The sequence below is a fragment of the Flavobacterium defluvii genome, from assembly GCF_900129555.1.
GTDB lineage: Bacteria > Bacteroidota > Bacteroidia > Flavobacteriales > Flavobacteriaceae > Flavobacterium > Flavobacterium defluvii.
Map to the genome: position 1 here is coordinate 188,697 of NZ_FQWC01000007.1, position 18,994 is coordinate 207,690.

At 33.9% G+C, this 18,994-nt stretch carries 18 protein-coding genes; 2 read left to right on the forward strand and 16 right to left on the reverse strand.

Features of this window, described 5'->3' with window-relative positions:
* Positions 1-30: 30 nt before the first annotated feature.
* A complete protein-coding gene (locus BUC29_RS15835; RefSeq protein WP_073417145.1) occupies positions 31-798 on the forward strand; it encodes a LytR/AlgR family response regulator transcription factor in 768 nt (255 codons plus the stop codon).
* Positions 799-1,042: 244 nt separating this feature from the next.
* Here BUC29_RS15835 and BUC29_RS15840 read toward each other — a convergent pair whose 3' ends face one another.
* The gene (locus BUC29_RS15840) at positions 1,043-2,068 is read right to left on the reverse strand and encodes a COX15/CtaA family protein (RefSeq protein ID WP_073417146.1); all 1,026 of its coding nucleotides are present in this window, start codon (positions 2,066-2,068) and stop codon (positions 1,043-1,045) included.
* A 351-nt stretch (positions 2,069-2,419) separates the two neighbouring features.
* Entirely contained in the window at positions 2,420-3,850 is a 1,431-nt protein-coding gene (locus BUC29_RS15850; protein ID WP_073417148.1) for a CCA tRNA nucleotidyltransferase, read from the reverse strand.
* 392 nt (positions 3,851-4,242) lie between these two features.
* Between BUC29_RS15850 and yaaA the strand changes: the two genes are divergently transcribed.
* Positions 4,243-5,001, forward strand: coding sequence for a peroxide stress protein YaaA (gene yaaA / locus BUC29_RS15855; protein WP_073417226.1), 759 nt, complete (start codon positions 4,243-4,245; stop codon positions 4,999-5,001).
* Between the two features lie 174 nt (positions 5,002-5,175).
* On the opposite strand, the gene BUC29_RS15860 is transcribed toward yaaA, so the two are convergent.
* The 14 genes from BUC29_RS15860 to BUC29_RS15925 form a co-directional block, all read right to left on the reverse strand.
* Positions 5,176-6,765, reverse strand: a complete 1,590-nt coding sequence (locus BUC29_RS15860; protein ID WP_073417149.1) for an MDR family MFS transporter — start codon at positions 6,763-6,765, stop codon at positions 5,176-5,178.
* A 3-nt stretch (positions 6,766-6,768) separates the two neighbouring features.
* Positions 6,769-7,848: an HlyD family secretion protein gene (locus tag BUC29_RS15865; protein ID WP_073417150.1), complete on the reverse strand. Its 1,080-nt coding sequence runs from the start codon at positions 7,846-7,848 to the stop codon at positions 6,769-6,771.
* A 12-nt stretch (positions 7,849-7,860) separates the two neighbouring features.
* Positions 7,861-9,180, reverse strand: a complete 1,320-nt coding sequence (locus BUC29_RS15870; RefSeq protein ID WP_073417151.1) for a TolC family protein — start codon at positions 9,178-9,180, stop codon at positions 7,861-7,863.
* Positions 9,170-9,799 carry a TetR/AcrR family transcriptional regulator gene (locus BUC29_RS15875; RefSeq protein WP_073417152.1) on the reverse strand — a complete coding sequence of 210 codons (630 nt, stop codon included), beginning with the start codon at positions 9,797-9,799 and terminating at the stop codon, positions 9,170-9,172. The genes BUC29_RS15870 and BUC29_RS15875 overlap by 11 nt, the downstream gene beginning before the upstream one ends.
* A 311-nt stretch (positions 9,800-10,110) precedes the next feature.
* Positions 10,111-10,872 carry a tryptophan synthase subunit alpha gene (trpA, locus tag BUC29_RS15880; RefSeq protein ID WP_073417153.1) on the reverse strand — a complete coding sequence of 254 codons (762 nt, stop codon included), beginning with the start codon at positions 10,870-10,872 and terminating at the stop codon, positions 10,111-10,113.
* 207 nt (positions 10,873-11,079) lie between these two features.
* Positions 11,080-11,817: a carbon-nitrogen hydrolase family protein gene (locus BUC29_RS15885; RefSeq protein WP_073417154.1), complete on the reverse strand. Its 738-nt coding sequence runs from the start codon at positions 11,815-11,817 to the stop codon at positions 11,080-11,082.
* 6 nt (positions 11,818-11,823) lie between these two features.
* Positions 11,824-12,144, reverse strand: a complete 321-nt coding sequence (locus tag BUC29_RS15890; protein ID WP_073417155.1) for a gamma-glutamylcyclotransferase family protein — start codon at positions 12,142-12,144, stop codon at positions 11,824-11,826.
* Positions 12,145-12,280: 136 nt separating this feature from the next.
* Positions 12,281-13,462 (reverse strand): tryptophan synthase subunit beta, encoded by a 1,182-nt coding sequence (gene trpB, locus BUC29_RS15895; RefSeq protein WP_073417156.1) that lies wholly within the window; start codon positions 13,460-13,462, stop codon positions 12,281-12,283.
* Positions 13,463-13,473: 11 nt separating this feature from the next.
* Positions 13,474-14,106 (reverse strand): phosphoribosylanthranilate isomerase, encoded by a 633-nt coding sequence (locus BUC29_RS15900; RefSeq protein ID WP_073417157.1) that lies wholly within the window; start codon positions 14,104-14,106, stop codon positions 13,474-13,476.
* A 139-nt stretch (positions 14,107-14,245) separates the two neighbouring features.
* Complete coding sequence (gene trpC, locus BUC29_RS15905) at positions 14,246-15,031, reverse strand: indole-3-glycerol phosphate synthase TrpC (protein ID WP_073417158.1); 786 nt, start codon at positions 15,029-15,031, stop codon at positions 14,246-14,248.
* Positions 15,032-15,079: 48 nt separating this feature from the next.
* The gene (gene trpD, locus BUC29_RS15910; protein ID WP_073417159.1) at positions 15,080-16,072 is read right to left on the reverse strand and encodes an anthranilate phosphoribosyltransferase; all 993 of its coding nucleotides are present in this window, start codon (positions 16,070-16,072) and stop codon (positions 15,080-15,082) included.
* A 152-nt stretch (positions 16,073-16,224) separates the two neighbouring features.
* On the reverse strand, positions 16,225-16,791 hold the full coding sequence (locus tag BUC29_RS15915; protein ID WP_073417160.1) for an anthranilate synthase component II: 567 nt from the start codon (positions 16,789-16,791) through the stop codon (positions 16,225-16,227).
* A gap of 89 nt (positions 16,792-16,880) precedes the next feature.
* Positions 16,881-17,324, reverse strand: a complete 444-nt coding sequence (locus tag BUC29_RS15920) for a hypothetical protein (RefSeq protein ID WP_073417161.1) — start codon at positions 17,322-17,324, stop codon at positions 16,881-16,883.
* 86 nt (positions 17,325-17,410) lie between these two features.
* A complete protein-coding gene (locus tag BUC29_RS15925) occupies positions 17,411-18,811 on the reverse strand; it encodes an anthranilate synthase component I family protein (RefSeq protein ID WP_073417162.1) in 1,401 nt (466 codons plus the stop codon).
* Positions 18,812-18,994: the final 183 nt, after the last annotated feature.

The following is an 18,994-nucleotide window of genomic DNA, read 5'->3' on the forward strand; positions in this document are numbered from 1 at the left end:
AGTATTTTTCTAAATTTTGCATTATAGTAAATGATCACATTAATTATAGAAGACGAAAAACCAGCTGCAAGACTACTGCAGAGAAAACTTGAAAAATTAGATGTTACAGTAGAAACGATGCTTCACTCGGTTGAAGAATCGGTTGAATGGTTTGCAAATAATCAGCATCCTGATTTGATTTTTCTGGATATTCAATTGTCAGATGGTTTATCGTTTGAAATTTTTGAAAAAATAGATATCAAAAGTGCCATTATTTTTACAACGGCTTATGATGAATATGCTTTAAAAGCATTTAAATTAAATAGTATAGATTATCTTCTAAAACCAATTGACGAAGATGATCTCGAAGCTGCCGTTTCTAAATTCAAGTCAAGGCTTCCAAAAACAACTGCTGAAACTTCAAATATTCAGCTTGATTTTGAGCAGATTCGCCAAATGCTGTCAAACCCTTTTGAAAAAACTTATAAAAAAAGATTTACAGTTAAAATCGGCCAGCATTTAAAAGTAATTACTAAAGAAGAAATTGAATGTTTTTTTAGCGAAAACAAAGGAACGTATATTCATACCTATGACAATCGAAATTATTTAATCGATTCTACTTTAGAAATTCTTGAACAGGAACTAGACAAAAAAGATTTCTTTCGCGTAAGCAGAAAATTTATTGTTCCGCTTCAGGCTATTAAAGAAATTCAGGTTTATACCAATTCACGTTTAAAAGTAATTTTACCAACTTACAAAGAAGATGAGGTAATTGTAAGCCGGGAAAAGGTTCAGGATTTTAAATCCTGGCTGGGATAAAATTGATTTGTTTTAAATGATTATTATTTTGGATGGATTGTCTGACGGATTTAAATCCGTCCCTCAATATGAATCATTCCTTCAGAATTTTAAAATTATGCAAAAAAGAGCCAAAGACTCGGTTTATATTGTATGGCCGGATTTCATCCGGTTAACGAAACGTAAATTTTCAAACAGAAGTAACCAAACACATAAAATAAAAAAGAGCCGAAATTTTCGGCTCTTTTTTATTTTATTTAAAACATTATTTGCTCAATCGATGCAAAGTATACGTCATCGCGCTTAAAAGGAAAAACGCCATAATTTGGTGAATCAATCCTAAAGCCAAAGGAACGCTGTACAATAAAGTAAATACACCAAGAAGAAATTGTATAAAAACAAAAACAACTAAAGTGTTGATTCCATTTGCCTGTGTATTAGTAAGCGTATATTTTTTGCTTTTAAAGAAAAGAAAAAGAATAGCAGCAACCACAACATAAGCAAAAGTTCTGTGAACAAACTGAACACCACTTTTTCCTTCAATTAAATTCTTGATTAAACTTGACTGCTCAATAAAAACCGATTCGTGAATAAATTCTCCGTCGCTCATTAAAGGCCAGTGATTGTGAATTAATCCTGCGTTTAATCCTGCGACAAATCCACCGTAAATAATCTGGATTAATAATGCAGCCAAAGCATATCTTGCAATTGTGCGAAGCGGTAAAATTTTATTAATATTTCTTTCAGGATAAATCAAATCCAGCGCAACCCAAAGTGTATAAGCAAATGTTATGAAAGCAAAAGTTAAGTGAAGAGAAAGTCTAAAATGACTCACATCCGGATTATCAATTAATCCGCTTCGAACCATAAACCAGCCCAAAAATCCCTGGAAAGCTCCCATTGCCAAAAGAACAATACATTTTTTGATTGTTGGGGTATCTAATTTCTTTTTGGCTAAAAAGTAAACAAACGGCACAAAGAAAACCAATCCAATAATACGACCGATGAAACGATGAAACCATTCCCAGAAATAAATGAATTTATAATCTGCTAATTGAAAATCGTTGTGAATATTGATTTTTTGATATTCAGGAAACTTTTTATACTCGTCAAATGCAGCCTGCCATTTGGCTTCCGTTAAAGGTGGAAATGTGTCGGTTACCAAATGCCAGTCCGTCATAGATAAACCTGAATTGGTTAAACGCGTGATTCCGCCTACAACGACCATTAAAAATAATAAAACACAACCTGATAGTAACCAAATGATTACTGATTTATTCTCTTTTTTCATTCTTTTCCGATTAATTCGATTTCATTTTTTGTTTTTGAAATTCTTTTCAAGTAGAATTTCGCGAAATTATAGTTTGTAATAATAATTAAAGTGAGTGCTGTAATGGATTTTATAATTCTATTAGTATAACGATTAGTAATTTCGATCTTTAAATATTCAATTAGTATATGACGCTCAAAGGCGTAACAAAGTAAGCCAATGGCAATAATTGAAAAAAAACAGAATAAAAAAAATAGAAATATATATTTAAAACGTCTTTGATTTTTTCTTAGTCTTTTAATAAAAAGAATATTTGAGACAATTACTATTAGTATAATAATAACTAATAAAACACCACCGAGAGCATCCATATTACTTTTTAAGCGTTAGATTCAACTTCGCAGCTCTTTTAATCACAAAATCATAAGCCGCCTGATATTCATTTGGAATATCTCCTTCAAGAATTGCTTCTTTCACCGCTTCTTTCAAAATTCCGATTTCTCGTGAAGGTTTCAAATCGAACATTTCCATAATTTCTTCTCCCGTAATTGGCGGCTGAAAATTACGCACATGATCGCGTTCTTCTACTTCAACGATTTTTTTGCGAACGAGTTCGAAATTTTTATGATATTTCTTGAATTTTGACGGGTTTTTGGTTGTGATATCCGCCTCGCACAAAGTCATTAAATTTTCAACATCTTCTCCAGCATCAAAAACCAAACGACGAACCGCACTGTCAGTCACAATATCCTGAGCCAAAACAATCGGGCGCGAACTCATAATAACCATTTTCTGAACAAATTTCATTTTGTGGTTCAAAGGCATGTGTAAACGCTCGAATATTTTCTTTGCCATTTTTCCGCCCAAGAATTCATGTCCGTGAAAAGTCCATCCTTGTTTTTTTGTGAAACGTTTCGTTGGTGCTTTTCCAATATCGTGCAATAATGCCGACCAGCGTAGCCAAACATCATCTGTGTTTGGGCAAATGTTATCGACAACTTCCAACGTATGATAGAAATTGTTTTTATGCGTATGACCTTCAATTTCTTCCACCTGATTTAAAGCCGTTAATTCAGGCAAGATTAGATCTAAAAGTCCTGTTTGGTATAACAGTAAAAATCCTGTTGAAGGTTTATCGGTCATGAGAATTTTGTTTAACTCATCAACGATTCTTTCACCAGAAATTATTTTGATGCGATCTGCATTTTTTGTGATGGCATTTAATGAATTTTCTTCAATTTCGAAATTCAATTGAGTAGCAAAACGAATCGCGCGCAACATTCGCAAAGGATCATCAGAATAGGTAATATCTGGATCCAAAGGCGTTTTGATTGTTTTATTTTCTAAATCTGTTAATCCATTGAACGGATCTAAAAGATCTCCGAAATTATTTTCGTTTAATGATAGAGCCAGCGCATTGATTGTAAAATCACGACGATTTTGATCGTCTTGCAAAGTTCCATTTTCCACAATCGGATTTCGGCTGTCGCGAGTGTACGATTCTTTTCGTGCACCAACAAATTCGATATCGGTATCTTCAAAACGAAGCATCGCTGTTCCGTAAGTTTTAAAAACCTGAACTTTTGGTTTATTCGGAAGTAAACCTGAAACTTTAAGAGCCAATTCGATGCCGCTTCCAACTGCTACAACGTCAATGTCTTTTTTAGAACCTCGGTTTAAAAGCAAATCACGAACAAATCCGCCGATCACGTAAGAGTCAACTTTTAATTCCTGAGAAGCTTTCGAAATAATATCGAAGATTTTGTTTTGTAAAGCAGTTTTATAGTTTGTTTGTATCGCCACGAATTCAATTTTTGAATAAAAAAGTGCATTCCAAATTTTCAGTCGAAATAAAATGCATGCAAATTTACAACATAGAAAATGCCTATTATAATCTAGAGCTGACTTTTTTGAACAATTTCACATTTTGTAGCGTCAATTTTCATGAATTGGAAAGGTTTGCCACTAATTGCACGAATTTCCACGAATTTATTTTTTGTAAAGATTTTTTTGCCACAGATTAAAAAGATTTGCACAGATTTTTTTAATCATTTTAATCCTGTAATCTGTAGCTATAAAAAAGATAATTCGTGGAAATTCGTGGCGAAAAAAAATACAGCGATAGAACAAATCAATTGCAAACGATAAATTTTAAAATTGCAATTTGTATTTTTGATTCATATAAAAATGCACAAATGAAAATTGTTATATCGCCAGCGAAATCATTGAATTTCGAAAAAGAATTACCAACATCTCAATATACTGAGCCTTCATTTTTAAAAGAAGCAAGATTGGTTCATAAAGTAGTAAAAACCAAAAAGCCAGCTGAATTATCACAACTAATGTCGATCTCAGACAAACTAGCCGATTTAAACTGGAAACGCAATCAGGATTGGAAAACTCCATTTACAGTTGAAAATGCCCGTCCTGCAGTTTATACTTTTGATGGTGATGTTTACACTGGTTTGGATGCTTATTCTATTCCGTTAGAAAAATTAGATGTTCTTCAGGATAAACTTAGAATTTTATCTGGCCTTTACGGACTCTTGAAGCCACTTGATTTAATGCAGGCTTACCGTTTGGAAATGGGAACAAAAATGCCAGTTGGTGAATCTAAAAACTTGCACGAATTCTGGAAACCAACGGTTACTAAAGCTTTAAACAAAGAATTGAAAAAAGGTGAATTATTCGTGAATTTAGCGAGCAACGAATATTTTTCTGCTGTTGATGTAAAAGCTTTAAAAGTTCCTGTAATTACTCCGGACTTTAAAGATTATAAAGACGGAAAATTAAAAATGATCAGTTTTTTTGCTAAAAAAGCGAGAGGTATGATGGTGCGTTATATTATTGATACCAATGCTGAAACTATTGATGATTTAAAAGGTTTTAATTACGAAGGATATCAGTTTGATGCGAATCTTTCAAAAGGAAATCATTTGGTTTTTACAAGGTAACTTTTTAAGGGCCTGAGTTGCTAAGATGCTAAGGTTCTAAGATTTTTTGCTAGAGAGCCGAAGGCTCGGAACATATTGTAGGCAGGGATTTTAATCCCTGAAGAGATAGAAAAAATAAACGCCGAATTCTAAATGATGAATTCGGCGTTTCTGCGTATTATAAAATTATTATCATTAATGCATTGCGTCGGCTGCATTAATTTTGTTCTTCCCTTTTTTGATAAAGAGAATAATCGGTATGCAGCATAAAAACATAATTCCCAGATAAAGGAAAATATCCATATAAGCCATTACTGTGCTTTGTTTTAAAACAGAAAGGTCTATCGCCTGATATGCTTTTTTCAATGCAACATCTGCGCTGTAACCTTTTGCCATAAATGCGTGCTGCATTCCGGTAATACGCTGCTGCACGTCAAATCTAGCAGGATCTAAATTGTTAATTAAATCTACTCTGTGAGCCTGGCTGAAACGTGTTATAAAAGTGGTAATAATCGCAATACCAAAAGATCCTCCTAACTGACGCATCATTCCTGTAAAAGCTGCTCCTTCACCAATTTGTTTACCTTTTAATGTAGAAAGAGAAAGGGTTGTAATAGGAACGAAAAGCAATCCTAAACCAATTCCTCTTAAAATCAAAGGCCAATACATATGTTCTACACCAGTATCTGGCGTCATACGGCTGTACATCATAAAAGTAAAGAAGAAGAAGATTAAGAATCCTACTCCCACCATATATCCCTGAGGGACACCTCTCTGAATCATATTACCCACAAATGGCATCATGATTGCCGTTGTAATAGATCCGGGAATTAATAACAATCCGGCATCAGTAGCTGTCCATCCTAAAATGGATTGCGTATAAATTGGGATAATTAATGTCGATCCGTATAGACCAAAACCAAGAATAAAACACATTACGGTTCCAATTCTTAAGTTTCCATCTTTTAGAACACTTAAGTTTACAATTGGATGTTTGTAAGTCAGCTCTCTCCATATAAAAAGAACTAATCCTAAAACGGTCACAACACTTAAAGTTACAATAAGTGAATCGTTAAACCAATCGTCCTGTTGTCCGTGTTCTAAAACGAACTGCAGTGATCCGATAAAAGTACTCAACAAAATAATTCCCCACCAGTCAACCTGGTTTGCTTTTAATTTCTCACCGTATTTCGGGCTTCGTACGAAAGTTAAAGCCAAAATAGTAGCAATAATTCCTAAAGGAATATTGATGTAAAATATATAAGGCCAAGAATAATTGTCTACTAAATATCCTCCCAAAGGCGGACCAAGGGTAGGACCAACAATTACACCCATTCCGTAAATCGCCTGTGCCATTCCACGTTTTGCGACCGGATAACTTTCTGTAATAATCGTTTGGGCTGTTACTAATAATGCTCCACCGCCCATACCTTGTACAAAACGGAAAGCGACTAGTTCCCAAATATTTGTGGCATTACCACACAAAAAGGAACAGACCGTAAATATTATAATGGAAGCCACAAAATAATTACGTCTTCCAAATTGCTGCGATAGCCAGCTCGTCATCGGAATTACAATAACATTCGCAATTGCGTATGCTGTAATTACCCATGCCACATCGGTCAAGGTAGCACCAAGACTTCCGCGCATGTCTGTCAGCGCTACGTTTACAATCGTAGTATCCACGATTTCCAGCAGTGCACAAAGTACTGCCGTAATCGTAATGATAACACGTCTAAAACCGTATTCTACTAAATCGTCGTCTGCTTGTACTGTTCCTGCCATGTTTTATTTTAAATGTACATCTACATCAACATTCATTCCTGGTCTTAAAAGTTTTACTTTTTCAGGATCGTTAGATTCGTCAATACTAATTTTTACTGGTAATCTTTGAATTGTTTTTACGAAATTTCCTGTTGCGTTATCTGGCGGCAATAATGAAAAACGTGATCCTGTTGCCGGAGAAAATGAAGTTACAGTTCCTTTGAACTCATAGTTTGGATAAGCATCAACTTTTAAACTTACTTTTTGTCCCACAACCATTTTGTTCAATTGTGTTTCTTTGAAATTAGCCACAACCCAAGCTTCAGAATTATTGATGATATAAAATAATGACTGACCAGGCTGAACTAATTGTCCCGGCTGAATATCAACTTTTGAAACTTGTCCGTCGATAGCAGCTGTAACTACAGTATAGCTTAAATTTAAGTGAGCAACATCAAGCATTGTTTTTGCTTTTTTGATATTTGCTGCAGCAACTTCTGTCTGTTTGTCTGAAACTTTAGATTTTGACTGAATAACCGATTTTTGATAAGAACTAGCTTTTTGCTGTTGTTCTAAAACACGTACTTGGTTTTCAGCTTCTTCTTTTGCAGTCAAAGCTTGCTCGTATTGTTGTTTTGTAATAGTATGAGTTTTGTACAAGTTATTGTAACGGTTGTAATCGTTTGTAAGCTGTCTCAATCTAATTTTTGCACTTTCGATAGAACCTGTTGCAGATTTCATTTGAGCATCTGAAACTGAGATGCTAGCATTTGCACTTCCAATATCTGCTTTTGCAGCTTCGTATTGTCCTTCAGCTCCTAATAAAGCAGCATTTGCTTCATCAATTTTTAATTGATAATCTCTTTTATCGATAGTAAATAAAGTATCTCCTTTTTTTACATAATCATTGTCTTTCACATAAACTTTGCTGATATATCCTGATACTCTCGGGATAATTGGGTTCATTCTTTTCTCAATTTGAGCATCATCTGTTTCTTCGTGAGCCTGAGCGTGTAGATATTTAGAGATTCCGTAAGTTCCGCCTCCTAAAATCAGAACTGCAAGTATGATGATGAATTTTTTATTTGTCTTTTTCTTTTCCATGAGAGCTATCGATTATATTTTAGAAAGATTGAATGATTGTGATAATTGTCCTGATACTGAAAGTAATTCGTAATATTTTTGAATAATGGTTGCCTTTGCTACAGCTGTATTGATTTTTGCACTTAATTGTTCAACATCAGCTTCAACTAGATCGTTGGTGTCAGCGAGTCCATTGTCAAATTTGTCTTTTACAAGTCTATAGTTTTCAGCTGCTTGCTGTAAAGCTTCTTCATAAACCACACTTTGGTTGATTGCCAAGTCATAATCTTCAATAGATTTCTGAACTTCAACTTTAATGCGGTCTGTCATAATGGCTTCCGTATTTTTTACCTCAAGAGCTTTGCTTTCAGCTTGTTTTACGTGTGCGCTGTTTTTTAAGATTCCTGATAAATCATATGATAAACCTAAACCGAAATTCATTGCATATTTTACAGTAATGATGTCTTTAAGATCCAAAGCTGTATAACCTCCAAGGAGTGAAATTGTTGGGTAATATCCTGCTTTTGCAATTTTTACATTAGCTTCGGAAGCTTTTTGTTGTAAACGAATTGCTTCTAAATCTTTTCTGTTTTCAAGTGCCAAGGCATCAGATGTTGGTGCATTGGTTGTTTTTAAATTGAAGAAATCATCTTCATTAACCTGAATTTTTACAGATGGATCTAATTTAAGTAATGTCGTTAGATAAAAATTAATGTTATTGATATTATTATTAGCTTCATCAATAGATAATTGTGTTTTTGAAACCAATAATTGGGCTTTCAATAAATCATTTCTTGGGATGATTCCGTTTTTTTCTAATTCAGTGAAATCCGTAACACGCTGTTTTGCGCTTTTTTGGTTTTCGTTTAAAACATCCAAAGTTTTTTGCGCCTTGTATAAAGCTGTATAGTAAGTAATTACTCTTAAAGCAACATCTTCTTTTGTTTTAGCTGCATTAACAGTTTCTGCTTCATATAAACTTTCATAAGCATCAATACTACTTTGAATTTTAAATCCTGCAAAAAGAGGTAAACTCAAATTTGCCATTCCAAGCATTGCGCGGTCTGGAGAAGCAAGAGAAGCGCTTTCACCCTGATTTGGCATATCAATCGAAGCTTTTGTTAATCGTTGATATTGTCCGGAAATTTTTAAATCCGGATATTGGTTATTCTTAACCGTTTGTAATTCGTATTTTTTCGAGTTTACCTTAGTATTGGCAAGCGTAACTTCGTTACTCTTTTCCCAGGCCATTTTTACGGCTTCGTCTAAAGTTAAACTTGTTTTTTCTTGTGCTTCTATTGAAGATATTCCGATGAAGAAAACTCCAAAGAGCATTAATTGACTAATTTTCATAAACAAGTAGCGCTTTTATAGTTTGTTGAATGTGCTTTGTAAGATCGTTTTTAATGTAATTGTTAAACATTTCTTCTGTTTTTAAATCAAATAATTCTTCGAAGAAAGAGCGATTCATGTGAAAATGAAAAAAGGTTCCAATAATTGTTGGAGTGATGAGCTGGATATTGACATCTTTTCTAAAAACTCCCTGGGCTTGACCTTGTTTAATAATGCTTTCTACAGATTTTAAGTTTCCTTTTTTAAGTTCTGTAAAAGCCTGCAGGCTTTTTTCTCTCTTTTTATTATAAAGTTCAAAATGTAAAACCCTGTAAATCCCTTTGTTAAGGCAGATTCTATTGATGTAAATTTCGATTAATTTATTGACTTTTTCAAGAGGTTTTATGTCTTCTTGTAATAAATTTTCGAGTTGTAGTTTTAAATCAACAGTTTTGTGAAAAATAAGAGCTTCCAGAAGTCTTTCTTTTGACCCAAAATAATAAGAGACCATGGCAATGTTAATCTTGGCCTCTTTGGAGATATCCCGTATCGATGTACCTTCAAATCCTTTCTCAGAAAAAAGCTTTTCTGCTACATTAAGAATCTGAATTTTTTTATCGTTCAATTCGATGTGTGACATGGTATTGTTTCTAATCGGATGCAAAATTAAACACTTGTTTAATTTAAACACTTGTTTAATTTTGTTTTAACATAATATTAACATAATACGTTTTCGATAATTTATGTTAAATCGGCCTTAATTAATTAAAATAAAAAAGCCTGAAAACTCTATTTTCAGGCTTTTTTTCGCAATCTTGTCATTTCGACGAAGGAGAAATCTTCACAAGTAGCTCCGTAAAGTGAAATCCAATCTTTGTCGATTTTGCAACGAAGATTTCTCCTTCGTCGAAATGACAAACTAAACGTATATTATATTTTAATTAGATTTATTTATCGAATCCTTCCAACAAACTCAGCAATTTTCCCACTTCCGCTTTCGCTTAAATGTTTAATAAAAGCACTCCCGATAATAGCGCCTTTTGCATATTTAGTTGCCTGACTGAAAGTTTCTTTATTTGAAATTCCGAAACCGACAATCTGTGGATTTTTTAAATTAAGATTTGCAATTCTCTCAAAATAATTTTCCTGAACATCTCCAAAACCGCTTTGAGATCCTGTAACACTCGCAGAACTTACCATATAAATAAATCCGTTTGAAACACTGTCGATAAAACGAATGCGTTCGTCTGAAGTTTGGGGGGTAATTAAGAAAACATTGATCAATCCGTATTTTTCAAAAATAGCTTTGTATTCATCTGCATAAACATCAACAGGAAGATCTGGAATAATTAAACCATCAATTCCAATTTCTGCACATTTCTGACAGAAAGCTTCAACACCGTATTGCAGCATCGGATTAAAATATCCCATGATAATCAATGGAATTTTTACGCTTTCGCGAATGTTTTTCAGCTGATCGAAAAGAAGTTGAGTTGTCATCCCGTTATGAAGTGCCTGTGTTGAACTCGCCTGAATTGTCGGTCCGTCTGCCAAAGGATCACTAAAAGGAAGTCCGATTTCGATTAAATCAACTCCGTTTTTTTCTAAATCCTGAATAATCTGCACAGTATCGTTTAAATTCGGATATCCCGCAGAAAAATAGATCGAAAGGATCTTTTTATCTTCTTGTAATTTCTGAGTTATTCTGTTCATTTTATATCTTTTTATTTTAACAGGTTTCAAAAACCTGTTAGGTATGTTTATGTTATGCTTTAGCCAAAGATTAAAAGTTTATTTTCACGCAGATTTAAACTGATTTTTGCAGATTTTTTTTTAAAATAATTTTAATAGAATCAGCTTTAATCTGCAAAATCTGCGTGAAAAAATCTTTGAAAATCTGTATAATCTGTGGCATTATTTTTAAAATTTTAAAACCTTGCTTATCCAATCATTATTTTGTTTTTCAACCAATAATAAACCAGAATCTGAGTCATTCATTTGAGCAGCTAATTCTCCTTTGTTGTTCCAAAAAGCACTTTGACCTGCCGATGGAGATCCCCAGGATTCTCCGCTAAAATTCGACATTAAAACATTCATTGCATGTTTTTCAGCATAATGCTGTAAATCTCTGTAGGCATTTGGAATTCCGTTTGGAGAAAAGAAGATACTCGCAATATAAATATCTGCGCTATTTTTTGCTGCATTTTCAGGATGTTTTGGGTTGTCAATATCAGCACAAATTGCAAATGCAATATTTTGATTATCAATTGTAATCATCGGATTATTATCAAATGAAGACTGGAAAAACTCATCTTCACCCTCATGCAAAAACTGCTTTGTATAAATAGAAACCGAATCGTTAGGCGCAATAATATATTCGCCAATAAACAACTGATTTTCAATTAAAATTGGAGCGCCGGCAATAATGACAATATTATTATCGGTTGCCAAATCTTTCAGATGGTCTATTCTGTAATCATCTTCGGCGAAAGCCATTTCTTGAGCATTTTCTCTTTCATATCCGGTAATAGACATTTCAGGAAAAACAATTAGTTGAGCGCCATTTTGTGCCGCCAGTTCAATAAACCGATAATGATCTAATAAATTTGAGGCAATATTTCCTCGTTTTGGTTTTGTTTGTGCCGCAGCTAAAATCATTTCTTATTATTTATTTTCGGTATAAACCCAGGCAACTGTTCCTGATTTTAACTCGACCTGAACTCTTCTGTACGAATTAGATTCAAATAAATCTACTTTTGCTAAATCTGTAATGGAGACATTAAAAACGACACCATGAATGGTTTCTGATGCATTTTCACTTGGTATTGCTACCACATAATCGGCCATTCCAAATTCTTCTTCAATTTGAAGACTTTTTAGTTTATAGCCCAGTAATTGGTCTGCAGTTCCTGTTAAAACTTTATTGAAAATCTGCATTTGAATTTGCTTTGATCGTAATGTTCCGTAAGAGAATAACTTTTCCATATTTACTTTTTTCTCGTTATTTGTTTGCGTTAGGGATGGAGCGGCATTCTTTTTATTTTTTCTTTAAAAATAAAAAGATATAGCGTACAGCCTCCCGATAAATATCGGGATTGGAACGCCCAAATTACGATTTTTATTACAATTTAAAATAGTCAATATAATTATCTAAATCTTTATCGCCACGGCCAGAAAGACTGATTACTACAACATCTGTAGGTTTAAATTTCTTTTGATCTAAAACTGCAAATGCGTGAGCACTTTCGATTGCCGGAATAATTCCTTCTAGTTTTGTTAATTGCAAACCTGCATTCATTGCATCATCATCAGTAACAGAGAAAAATTCGCCGCGTCCGGTTTGTGCCAAATGTGCATGCAAAGGTCCAACTCCCGGATAATCTAATCCTGCCGAAATTGAATACGGTTCTGTAATTTGGCCATCAGGAGTTTGCATTAAAAGTGTTTTACAACCGTGAATAACACCAACTTTTCCTAATTTACTAGTTGCTGCACTATGTCCGCTGTCGACACCCTTTCCAGCAGCTTCAACCGCAATAATTCCCACTTCCGGTTCGTGCAAAAAGTGGTAGTAAGTTCCTGCAGCATTACTTCCTCCACCAATACAAGCTACAACGTAATCAGGATTTTCACGCCCTTCTTTTTCTTTTAACTGCCATTTGATTTCTTCAGAAATAATACTTTGAAAACGCGTCACCATATCTGGATAAGGATGAGGCCCAATTGCCGATCCGATAATATAATGGGTATCAACCGGATTGTTAATCCAGTCACGAATCGCTTCGTTTGTTGCATCTTTTAAAGTTCTTGATCCAGAAAGTGCGGGACGAACTTCTGCGCCTAACATTTTCATACGCGCAACGTTTGGAGCCTGACGCGCAATGTCGATTTCGCCCATATAAACGATACATTCAATTCCCATTAAAGCACATACTGTTGCAGTCGCAACACCATGCTGACCCGCTCCGGTTTCGGCAATAATTCTTTTTTTACCCAAGCGTTTCGCCAATAAAATCTGCCCGATTGTATTGTTTACTTTATGTGCTCCGGTGTGGTTTAAATCTTCTCTTTTAAGATAAATTTTTGTGTTGTATTTTTCAGATAAACGTTTTGCAAAATACAGCGGACTTGGGCGTCCTACATAATCTTTCAGTAATTGATTAAACTCAGCTTTAAAATCTGGTTCATCCATTATGCTTAGATATTTTTGACGTAATTCTTCTACGTTTGGATAGAGCATTTCCGGGATGTATGCTCCTCCAAATTCTCCGTAATATCCTTTTTCGTTGACGTTAAAACTCATTTTGTTAAAGTTTAAAAGTTGGCAACATCAAATTTGCGTTTGAAATTGCTAAATAAATTTCTGTTTTTAAGCCCTGGTTCGATTTCAAATTTACTATTTACATCGATAGCATAAATAGGTAAATTGCTTTTTGAAATTTCTTCAATGGCTTTTAATTCTTTCATTCCGATTCCGCCGCTCAAAAAGAACGGTTTCTCAGAATTGTATTTTTTTAATATTGTCCAGTCGAATGTTGTTCCGTTTCCGCCAGGAAGTTTTCCTTTTGTGTCAAAGAGAAAATAATCGCAGAATGGTTCGAAAGGTTTTATCGTTTCAAAATCGAAATTTTCATCTGCCGAAAAAGCTTTTATGATTTCAATTTTCTTTGACAATACTTTTTTTAGTTCCGATAAAAATTCAACGGATTCATTTCCATGTAACTGAACGGCTTGTAAATTGTATTTTGCGACTTTTTCCAGAATCTCTTCCTGACTTTGATCTACAAAAACACCTGTTTTTTTGATTGTTTTTATAAGTTCAGGAATTGTTCCGTTAAAATATCGCGCGGATTTTTCCCAGAAAATAAATCCCATGTAGTCAGGCAGAAGTGCGCCTACTTCGAGAATGTTTTCGGGATATTTCATACCGCATATTTTGAGTTTCATTTTGTTGTGGTTTTTTAACGCAAAGTGCGCTAAGTTTTTTTCTTTATATTATGTTTAAAATGCGAAAAAGTTCGCAAAGGTTTTCCGCCACGAATTCACGAATTAGATTCACTATCATTCGTGAATTCGTGGCTAATTTTTAAACGCTTAGATTTTTAATAAATTCCGTTGCTGCTTGTCCGGCGTTGTCGGTTTTCATGAAGTTTTCTCCAATAAGGAAACCTTTGTAGCCGTAAGGTTTTAGTTCCTGAATTGCTTCGATGGATGAAATCCCACTTTCGGAAACTTTTACAAAATCATCTGGAATTTGAGATGCTAATTCTTTGCTGAAATCCAGACTTACTTCGAAGGTTTTCAGGTTTCGGTTATTTACACCAATCATATCTAAACTTGGCATAATTGATTTTTCTAATTCTTCCTGATTGTGAACTTCCAGTAAAACTTCTAAACCTAAATTTTTAGCAAATTCAGATAATGATTTGATTTCTTCGCGTGTTAAAACAGCAGCGATTAATAAAATCAAATCTGCTCCGTGAGCTTTTGCTTCTAAAATTTGATATTCATCTACAATGAATTCTTTTCGCAAAAGCGGAATATTTACAGAAGCTCTTGCTAACAATAAATCATCTAAAGATCCACCGAAATATTTCCCGTCAGTTAAAACCGAGATTCCGCAAGCACCAGCATTTTCGTAGCCTTTTACTACTTCTTCAACTGTAAAATTATTGTTGATTATAGATTTTGACGGAGAACGACGTTTGTGCTCCGCAATAATTCCAGAATTGCTTTCTTTTAATTTCTGGCTTAGAGAAATAGTTTGTTTTCCAAAAAACACAGAAGCTTCCAATTGCGAAACCGGAATAATCGATTTCTTTAAAATTACTTCTCGTTTTTTGTCTATAATTATTTTGTCTAGGATATTCATTTTTTAAGATGCTAAGTTTCTAAGGTGCTGAGGTACTAAGTTTTTATTTTAAATAGATAGTTTTTGTAATTTTTTTAATGCCTGATGTCCTTTTCCAGATAATAAACTTTCTTTTGCTAATTCAAAACCTTCTTTTGGAGAACATTTTGTAACCGTTGCAATTGCCATTGCAGCATTAGCGCAGACCACATTATTTTGAGCTTCAGTTCCTTTTCCTGAAATAATATTGGTAAAGATTTCAGCCGATTCTTCGATAGTTTTTCCGCCTTCAATTTCTGTCTGAGATAATAAACTAACGCCAAAATCTTCTGGATTTAACATTCCTTCCATATGATTAGAAATGGTTTTTGTCGGACCAGTTAATGAAATTTCGTCATATCCGTCAAGCGAATGTAAGATGGTAAAATTTACATCTGTATTTTGATATAAATAAGCGTACATTCTCGCCAATTCTAAATTGAAAACTCCAACCAATTGATTTTTTGGGAAAGATGGATTTACCATTGGCCCCAGCATATTAAAGAAAGTTTTTACGGCCAATTCTTTTCTAATTGGTCCAACATTTTTCATTGCCGGATGAAACAGTGGAGCGTGCAAAACACAAATTCCTGCCTGATCGATACATTTTTCTAAAAATGAAGGATCGTTGCTGAATTTAATTCCCATTTTTTCCATTACGTTACTTGATCCTGAAATAGAAGAAACACCGTAATTTCCATGTTTGGCTACTTTAATTCCTGCTCCGGCCGAAACAAAAGAAGCTAAAGTTGATATATTGAAAGTATCTTTTCCGTCACCGCCCGTTCCGCATAAATCGATTGTATTGTATGCTGATAAATCAACACGAATACATAATTCTAATAATGCTTCGCGAAAGCCCGAAAGTTCATCAATCGTAATGCTTCGCATCATATAAACAGTCAAAAATGCCGAAATCTGACTCGGATTGTATTGACCTGTTGAGATATTAATCAAAACGTTTTTGGCTTCTTCTTTAGAAAGCACTTCGTGGTTGATTAATTTGTTTAATATAGTTTTCATTTTTTTTTAAGTCTTAAAGTCGAAAGTCGAAGGTCTTAAAGTCTTCACTTTTGACGTTTTTTAGAATTGATTAATTTTTAGTTTTAATGTGAAAGGTTAAGTTCTTAATATTTGACTTTATGACTTTCGACTTTTAAACTTTCGACTAACTTCTAACTCTTAATCCAATTCTCCAAAATCCTTTTTCCTTTTGGCGTAAGCACACTTTCAGGATGAAACTGAACGCCTCTTACGTCAAATTTTTTGTGTCTTAGTGACATAATTTGTCCGTTTTCGTCGATTGAAGTTGCTTCTAGAACTTCGGGTAAATTACTGTCAACAACCCACGAATGGTATCTTCCAACTTCAAATTCGTTTCCTAAACCTTCAAACAAAATCTCATCAGAAACTACCGTTTTTACGTTTGTCGAAACGCCGTGATATACTTTATCAAGGTTAGAAAGCGTTCCGCCAAAAACTTCTCCAATTGCCTGTTGTCCTAAACAAACACCAAGGATACTTTTTGTTGGGCTGTATTTTTCGATTACAGCTTTTAATAAACCTGCTTCATCAGGAATTCCTGGGCCAGGAGAAAGTAATATTTTATCAAAAGAAGCGATTTCGTCAATTTCGAATTCGTCGTTTCTATAAACCGTTACTTCACAGTTTAAATCTTCCAGATAGTGTACTAAGTTGTAAGTGAAACTATCGTAATTGTCTATAACTAATATTTTTTTCATGTCTTTTGTTTTTGTTTCAGGTTTTCTTTGTTTCAGGTTTCAAGTTGTTGGAACGCGAAACCTGAAACTTTAAACTTGAAACTATTTTTTTATTTTTCTCGAACGTATTTTTCAGTAATAATTCGGTCGATTCCTAATTTTTCTACTTTTTCTACTCCTTTTTGAGTTAAGGTGTCGTTTTTAACTTTTACAACAAACTCAAATTTTCCATTTTCCCATTGACGATTATTGAAGTACTCTAAATTTTCAGTATAAATACTATCTTTTAAAGTATATTTTCCGCCTCCGCCAAAAAACACCGCATTTGTTGAATCTTTACCATTATTTAAATCATGATTAAAAAAAGCAAAATGTGTATCGTTTATAATTTTAATCATTTTTGTTTTAGGGTTAAAAGTCGAGAAAGTTGAATCTTTTTCTGTCGTTTCAGCTGATATCAGACGCCAGGTTCCTTTAATTGGATTCTCTTTTTTTTCCGAATTACAAGCGGTTATACTAATGATTAAAACTAAAATTGAAATTGCTTTTTTCATAATTTGTGGTTTTTATAGTTTGTTGTTATTGTTTCAGGTTTCATGTTTCATGTTCTAACAACTTGAAACCTGAAATAAAAGAAAACTTATATTTTCTCAGCCATTTCCAGCGCTGTATTCAACGCTCTTAATTTATTATACACTTCCTGCATTTCGCTTTCTTCATCAGAACTTGCTACGATTCCCGCACCGGCCTGACAATGCAGTTGATGGTTTTTTGAAAGGAAAGTTCGTATCATAATCGCGTGATTAAAGTTTCCGTCGAAATCCATGAAACCAATTGCACCTCCATAGAAATTACGATTTGTTTTTTCGTAATCTTCAATCAACTGCATCGCTCTGTGTTTTGGAGCGCCGCTTAAAGTTCCTGCAGGAAAAGTATCGGCAACAACCTGCATTGTGGTCGCTTTGTCATGTAAATGTCCCGTAACTTTTGAAACCAAATGAATTACATGCGAGAAAAACTGAACTTCTCTGTATTTCTCCACATTCACGTCGTGACCATTTCTGCTTAAATCGTTTCTTGCCAAATCGACAAGCATTACGTGTTCGCTATTTTCTTTTTTATCTTCCGAAAGTTCTTTGGCTAAAAGTGCATCACGTTCGTCATTTCCGGTTCTTTTAAAAGTTCCGGCGATTGGATGAATTTCGGCTTTTCTGTTTTTTACGATAATTTGTGCTTCTGGCGAAGAACCAAATATTTTGAAATCTCCGTAATCAAAAAAGAATAGGTAAGGAGAAGGGTTGATGCTTCTTAAAGCTCTGTAAACATTGAATTCGTCACCTTTAAAACCTTGTGTAAAACGACGAGAAAGTACTAATTGAAAAACATCTCCGCGGAAACAGTGTTTTTTAGCTAAAGCGACGTTATGTTTGAATTCGTCATCGGTTAAGTTAGAAAAACCTTCGCCTTCTTTTGAAAATTTATAAGAGGCAATATTTCTTGACTGCAGTAATTGTTCAATTTCAGAAATATTGTTTTTCCCATCTACGCTGTGGCAGAAAATATAAGCTTCATTCTTAAAGTGATTAATTGCAATGATGTTTTGATAAACTGCATAAAAAACATCCGGAATTGAAGTGGCATTATCTTTTTTAGCTATCGAAACTTTTTCAAAATAACGAACGGCATCATAAGAAATGTATCCGAATAAACCGTTATTAATGAATTTAAAATCGTTTTTTTCTGATTGAAATTTGCTTGAAAATTCCTGAATAACTTCTGGAATGTTTGTTGAAGCATCGATTTTAGTTTGTTCCGAAGTTCCGTCAGGAAAAGTTTTAGAAATTGTTTCGTTTTCGATTTTAATCGTTGCAATCGGGTTACAGCAGATGTACGAAAAGCTATTGTCATTTCCGTGATAATCACTACTTTCCAGTAATAAACTATTAGGGAATTTGTCTCTTATTTTAAAATAAATACTAACCGGCGTAATGGTGTCTGCCAGAATTTGTTTGTAATGTGTGTTGAGTATAAACGGTTTCAAAGTATGTTGTTTTTTTAGTTTTAATATATTTTTCTACTAAAGTTTTGATCAAAAAAAAAGGCTTGTCGTGATGACAAGCCTTTTAAATTTATAGTTTTGAAAATACCATAGGAAGCTTCGTTCACGACGTTTGACGTAAATTCTTCCACCACCAAGTATTGTTCATTATTGTTCTCATTTCTT

Coding starts and splice junctions, on each gene's coding strand:
- BUC29_RS15835 (WP_073417145.1), top strand. CDS start 31: ATGATCACATTAATTATAGAAGACGAAAAACCAGCTGCAAGACTACTG.
- BUC29_RS15840 (WP_073417146.1), bottom strand. CDS start 2,068: ATGAAAAAAGAGAATAAATCAGTAATCATTTGGTTACTATCAGGTTGT.
- yaaA (WP_073417226.1), top strand. CDS start 4,243: ATGAAAATTGTTATATCGCCAGCGAAATCATTGAATTTCGAAAAAGAA.
- BUC29_RS15860 (WP_073417149.1), bottom strand. CDS start 6,765: ATGGCAGGAACAGTACAAGCAGACGACGATTTAGTAGAATACGGTTTT.
- BUC29_RS15865 (WP_073417150.1), bottom strand. CDS start 7,848: ATGGAAAAGAAAAAGACAAATAAAAAATTCATCATCATACTTGCAGTT.
- BUC29_RS15870 (WP_073417151.1), bottom strand. CDS start 9,180: ATGAAAATTAGTCAATTAATGCTCTTTGGAGTTTTCTTCATCGGAATA.
- BUC29_RS15875 (WP_073417152.1), bottom strand. CDS start 9,799: ATGTCACACATCGAATTGAACGATAAAAAAATTCAGATTCTTAATGTA.
- trpA (WP_073417153.1), bottom strand. CDS start 10,872: ATGAACAGAATAACTCAGAAATTACAAGAAGATAAAAAGATCCTTTCG.
- BUC29_RS15885 (WP_073417154.1), bottom strand. CDS start 11,817: ATGATTTTAGCTGCGGCACAAACAAAACCAAAACGAGGAAATATTGCC.
- BUC29_RS15890 (WP_073417155.1), bottom strand. CDS start 12,144: ATGGAAAAGTTATTCTCTTACGGAACATTACGATCAAAGCAAATTCAA.
- trpB (WP_073417156.1), bottom strand. CDS start 13,462: ATGAGTTTTAACGTCAACGAAAAAGGATATTACGGAGAATTTGGAGGA.
- BUC29_RS15900 (WP_073417157.1), bottom strand. CDS start 14,106: ATGAAACTCAAAATATGCGGTATGAAATATCCCGAAAACATTCTCGAA.
- trpC (WP_073417158.1), bottom strand. CDS start 15,031: ATGAATATCCTAGACAAAATAATTATAGACAAAAAACGAGAAGTAATT.
- trpD (WP_073417159.1), bottom strand. CDS start 16,072: ATGAAAACTATATTAAACAAATTAATCAACCACGAAGTGCTTTCTAAA.
- BUC29_RS15915 (WP_073417160.1), bottom strand. CDS start 16,791: ATGAAAAAAATATTAGTTATAGACAATTACGATAGTTTCACTTACAAC.
- BUC29_RS15920 (WP_073417161.1), bottom strand. CDS start 17,324: ATGAAAAAAGCAATTTCAATTTTAGTTTTAATCATTAGTATAACCGCT.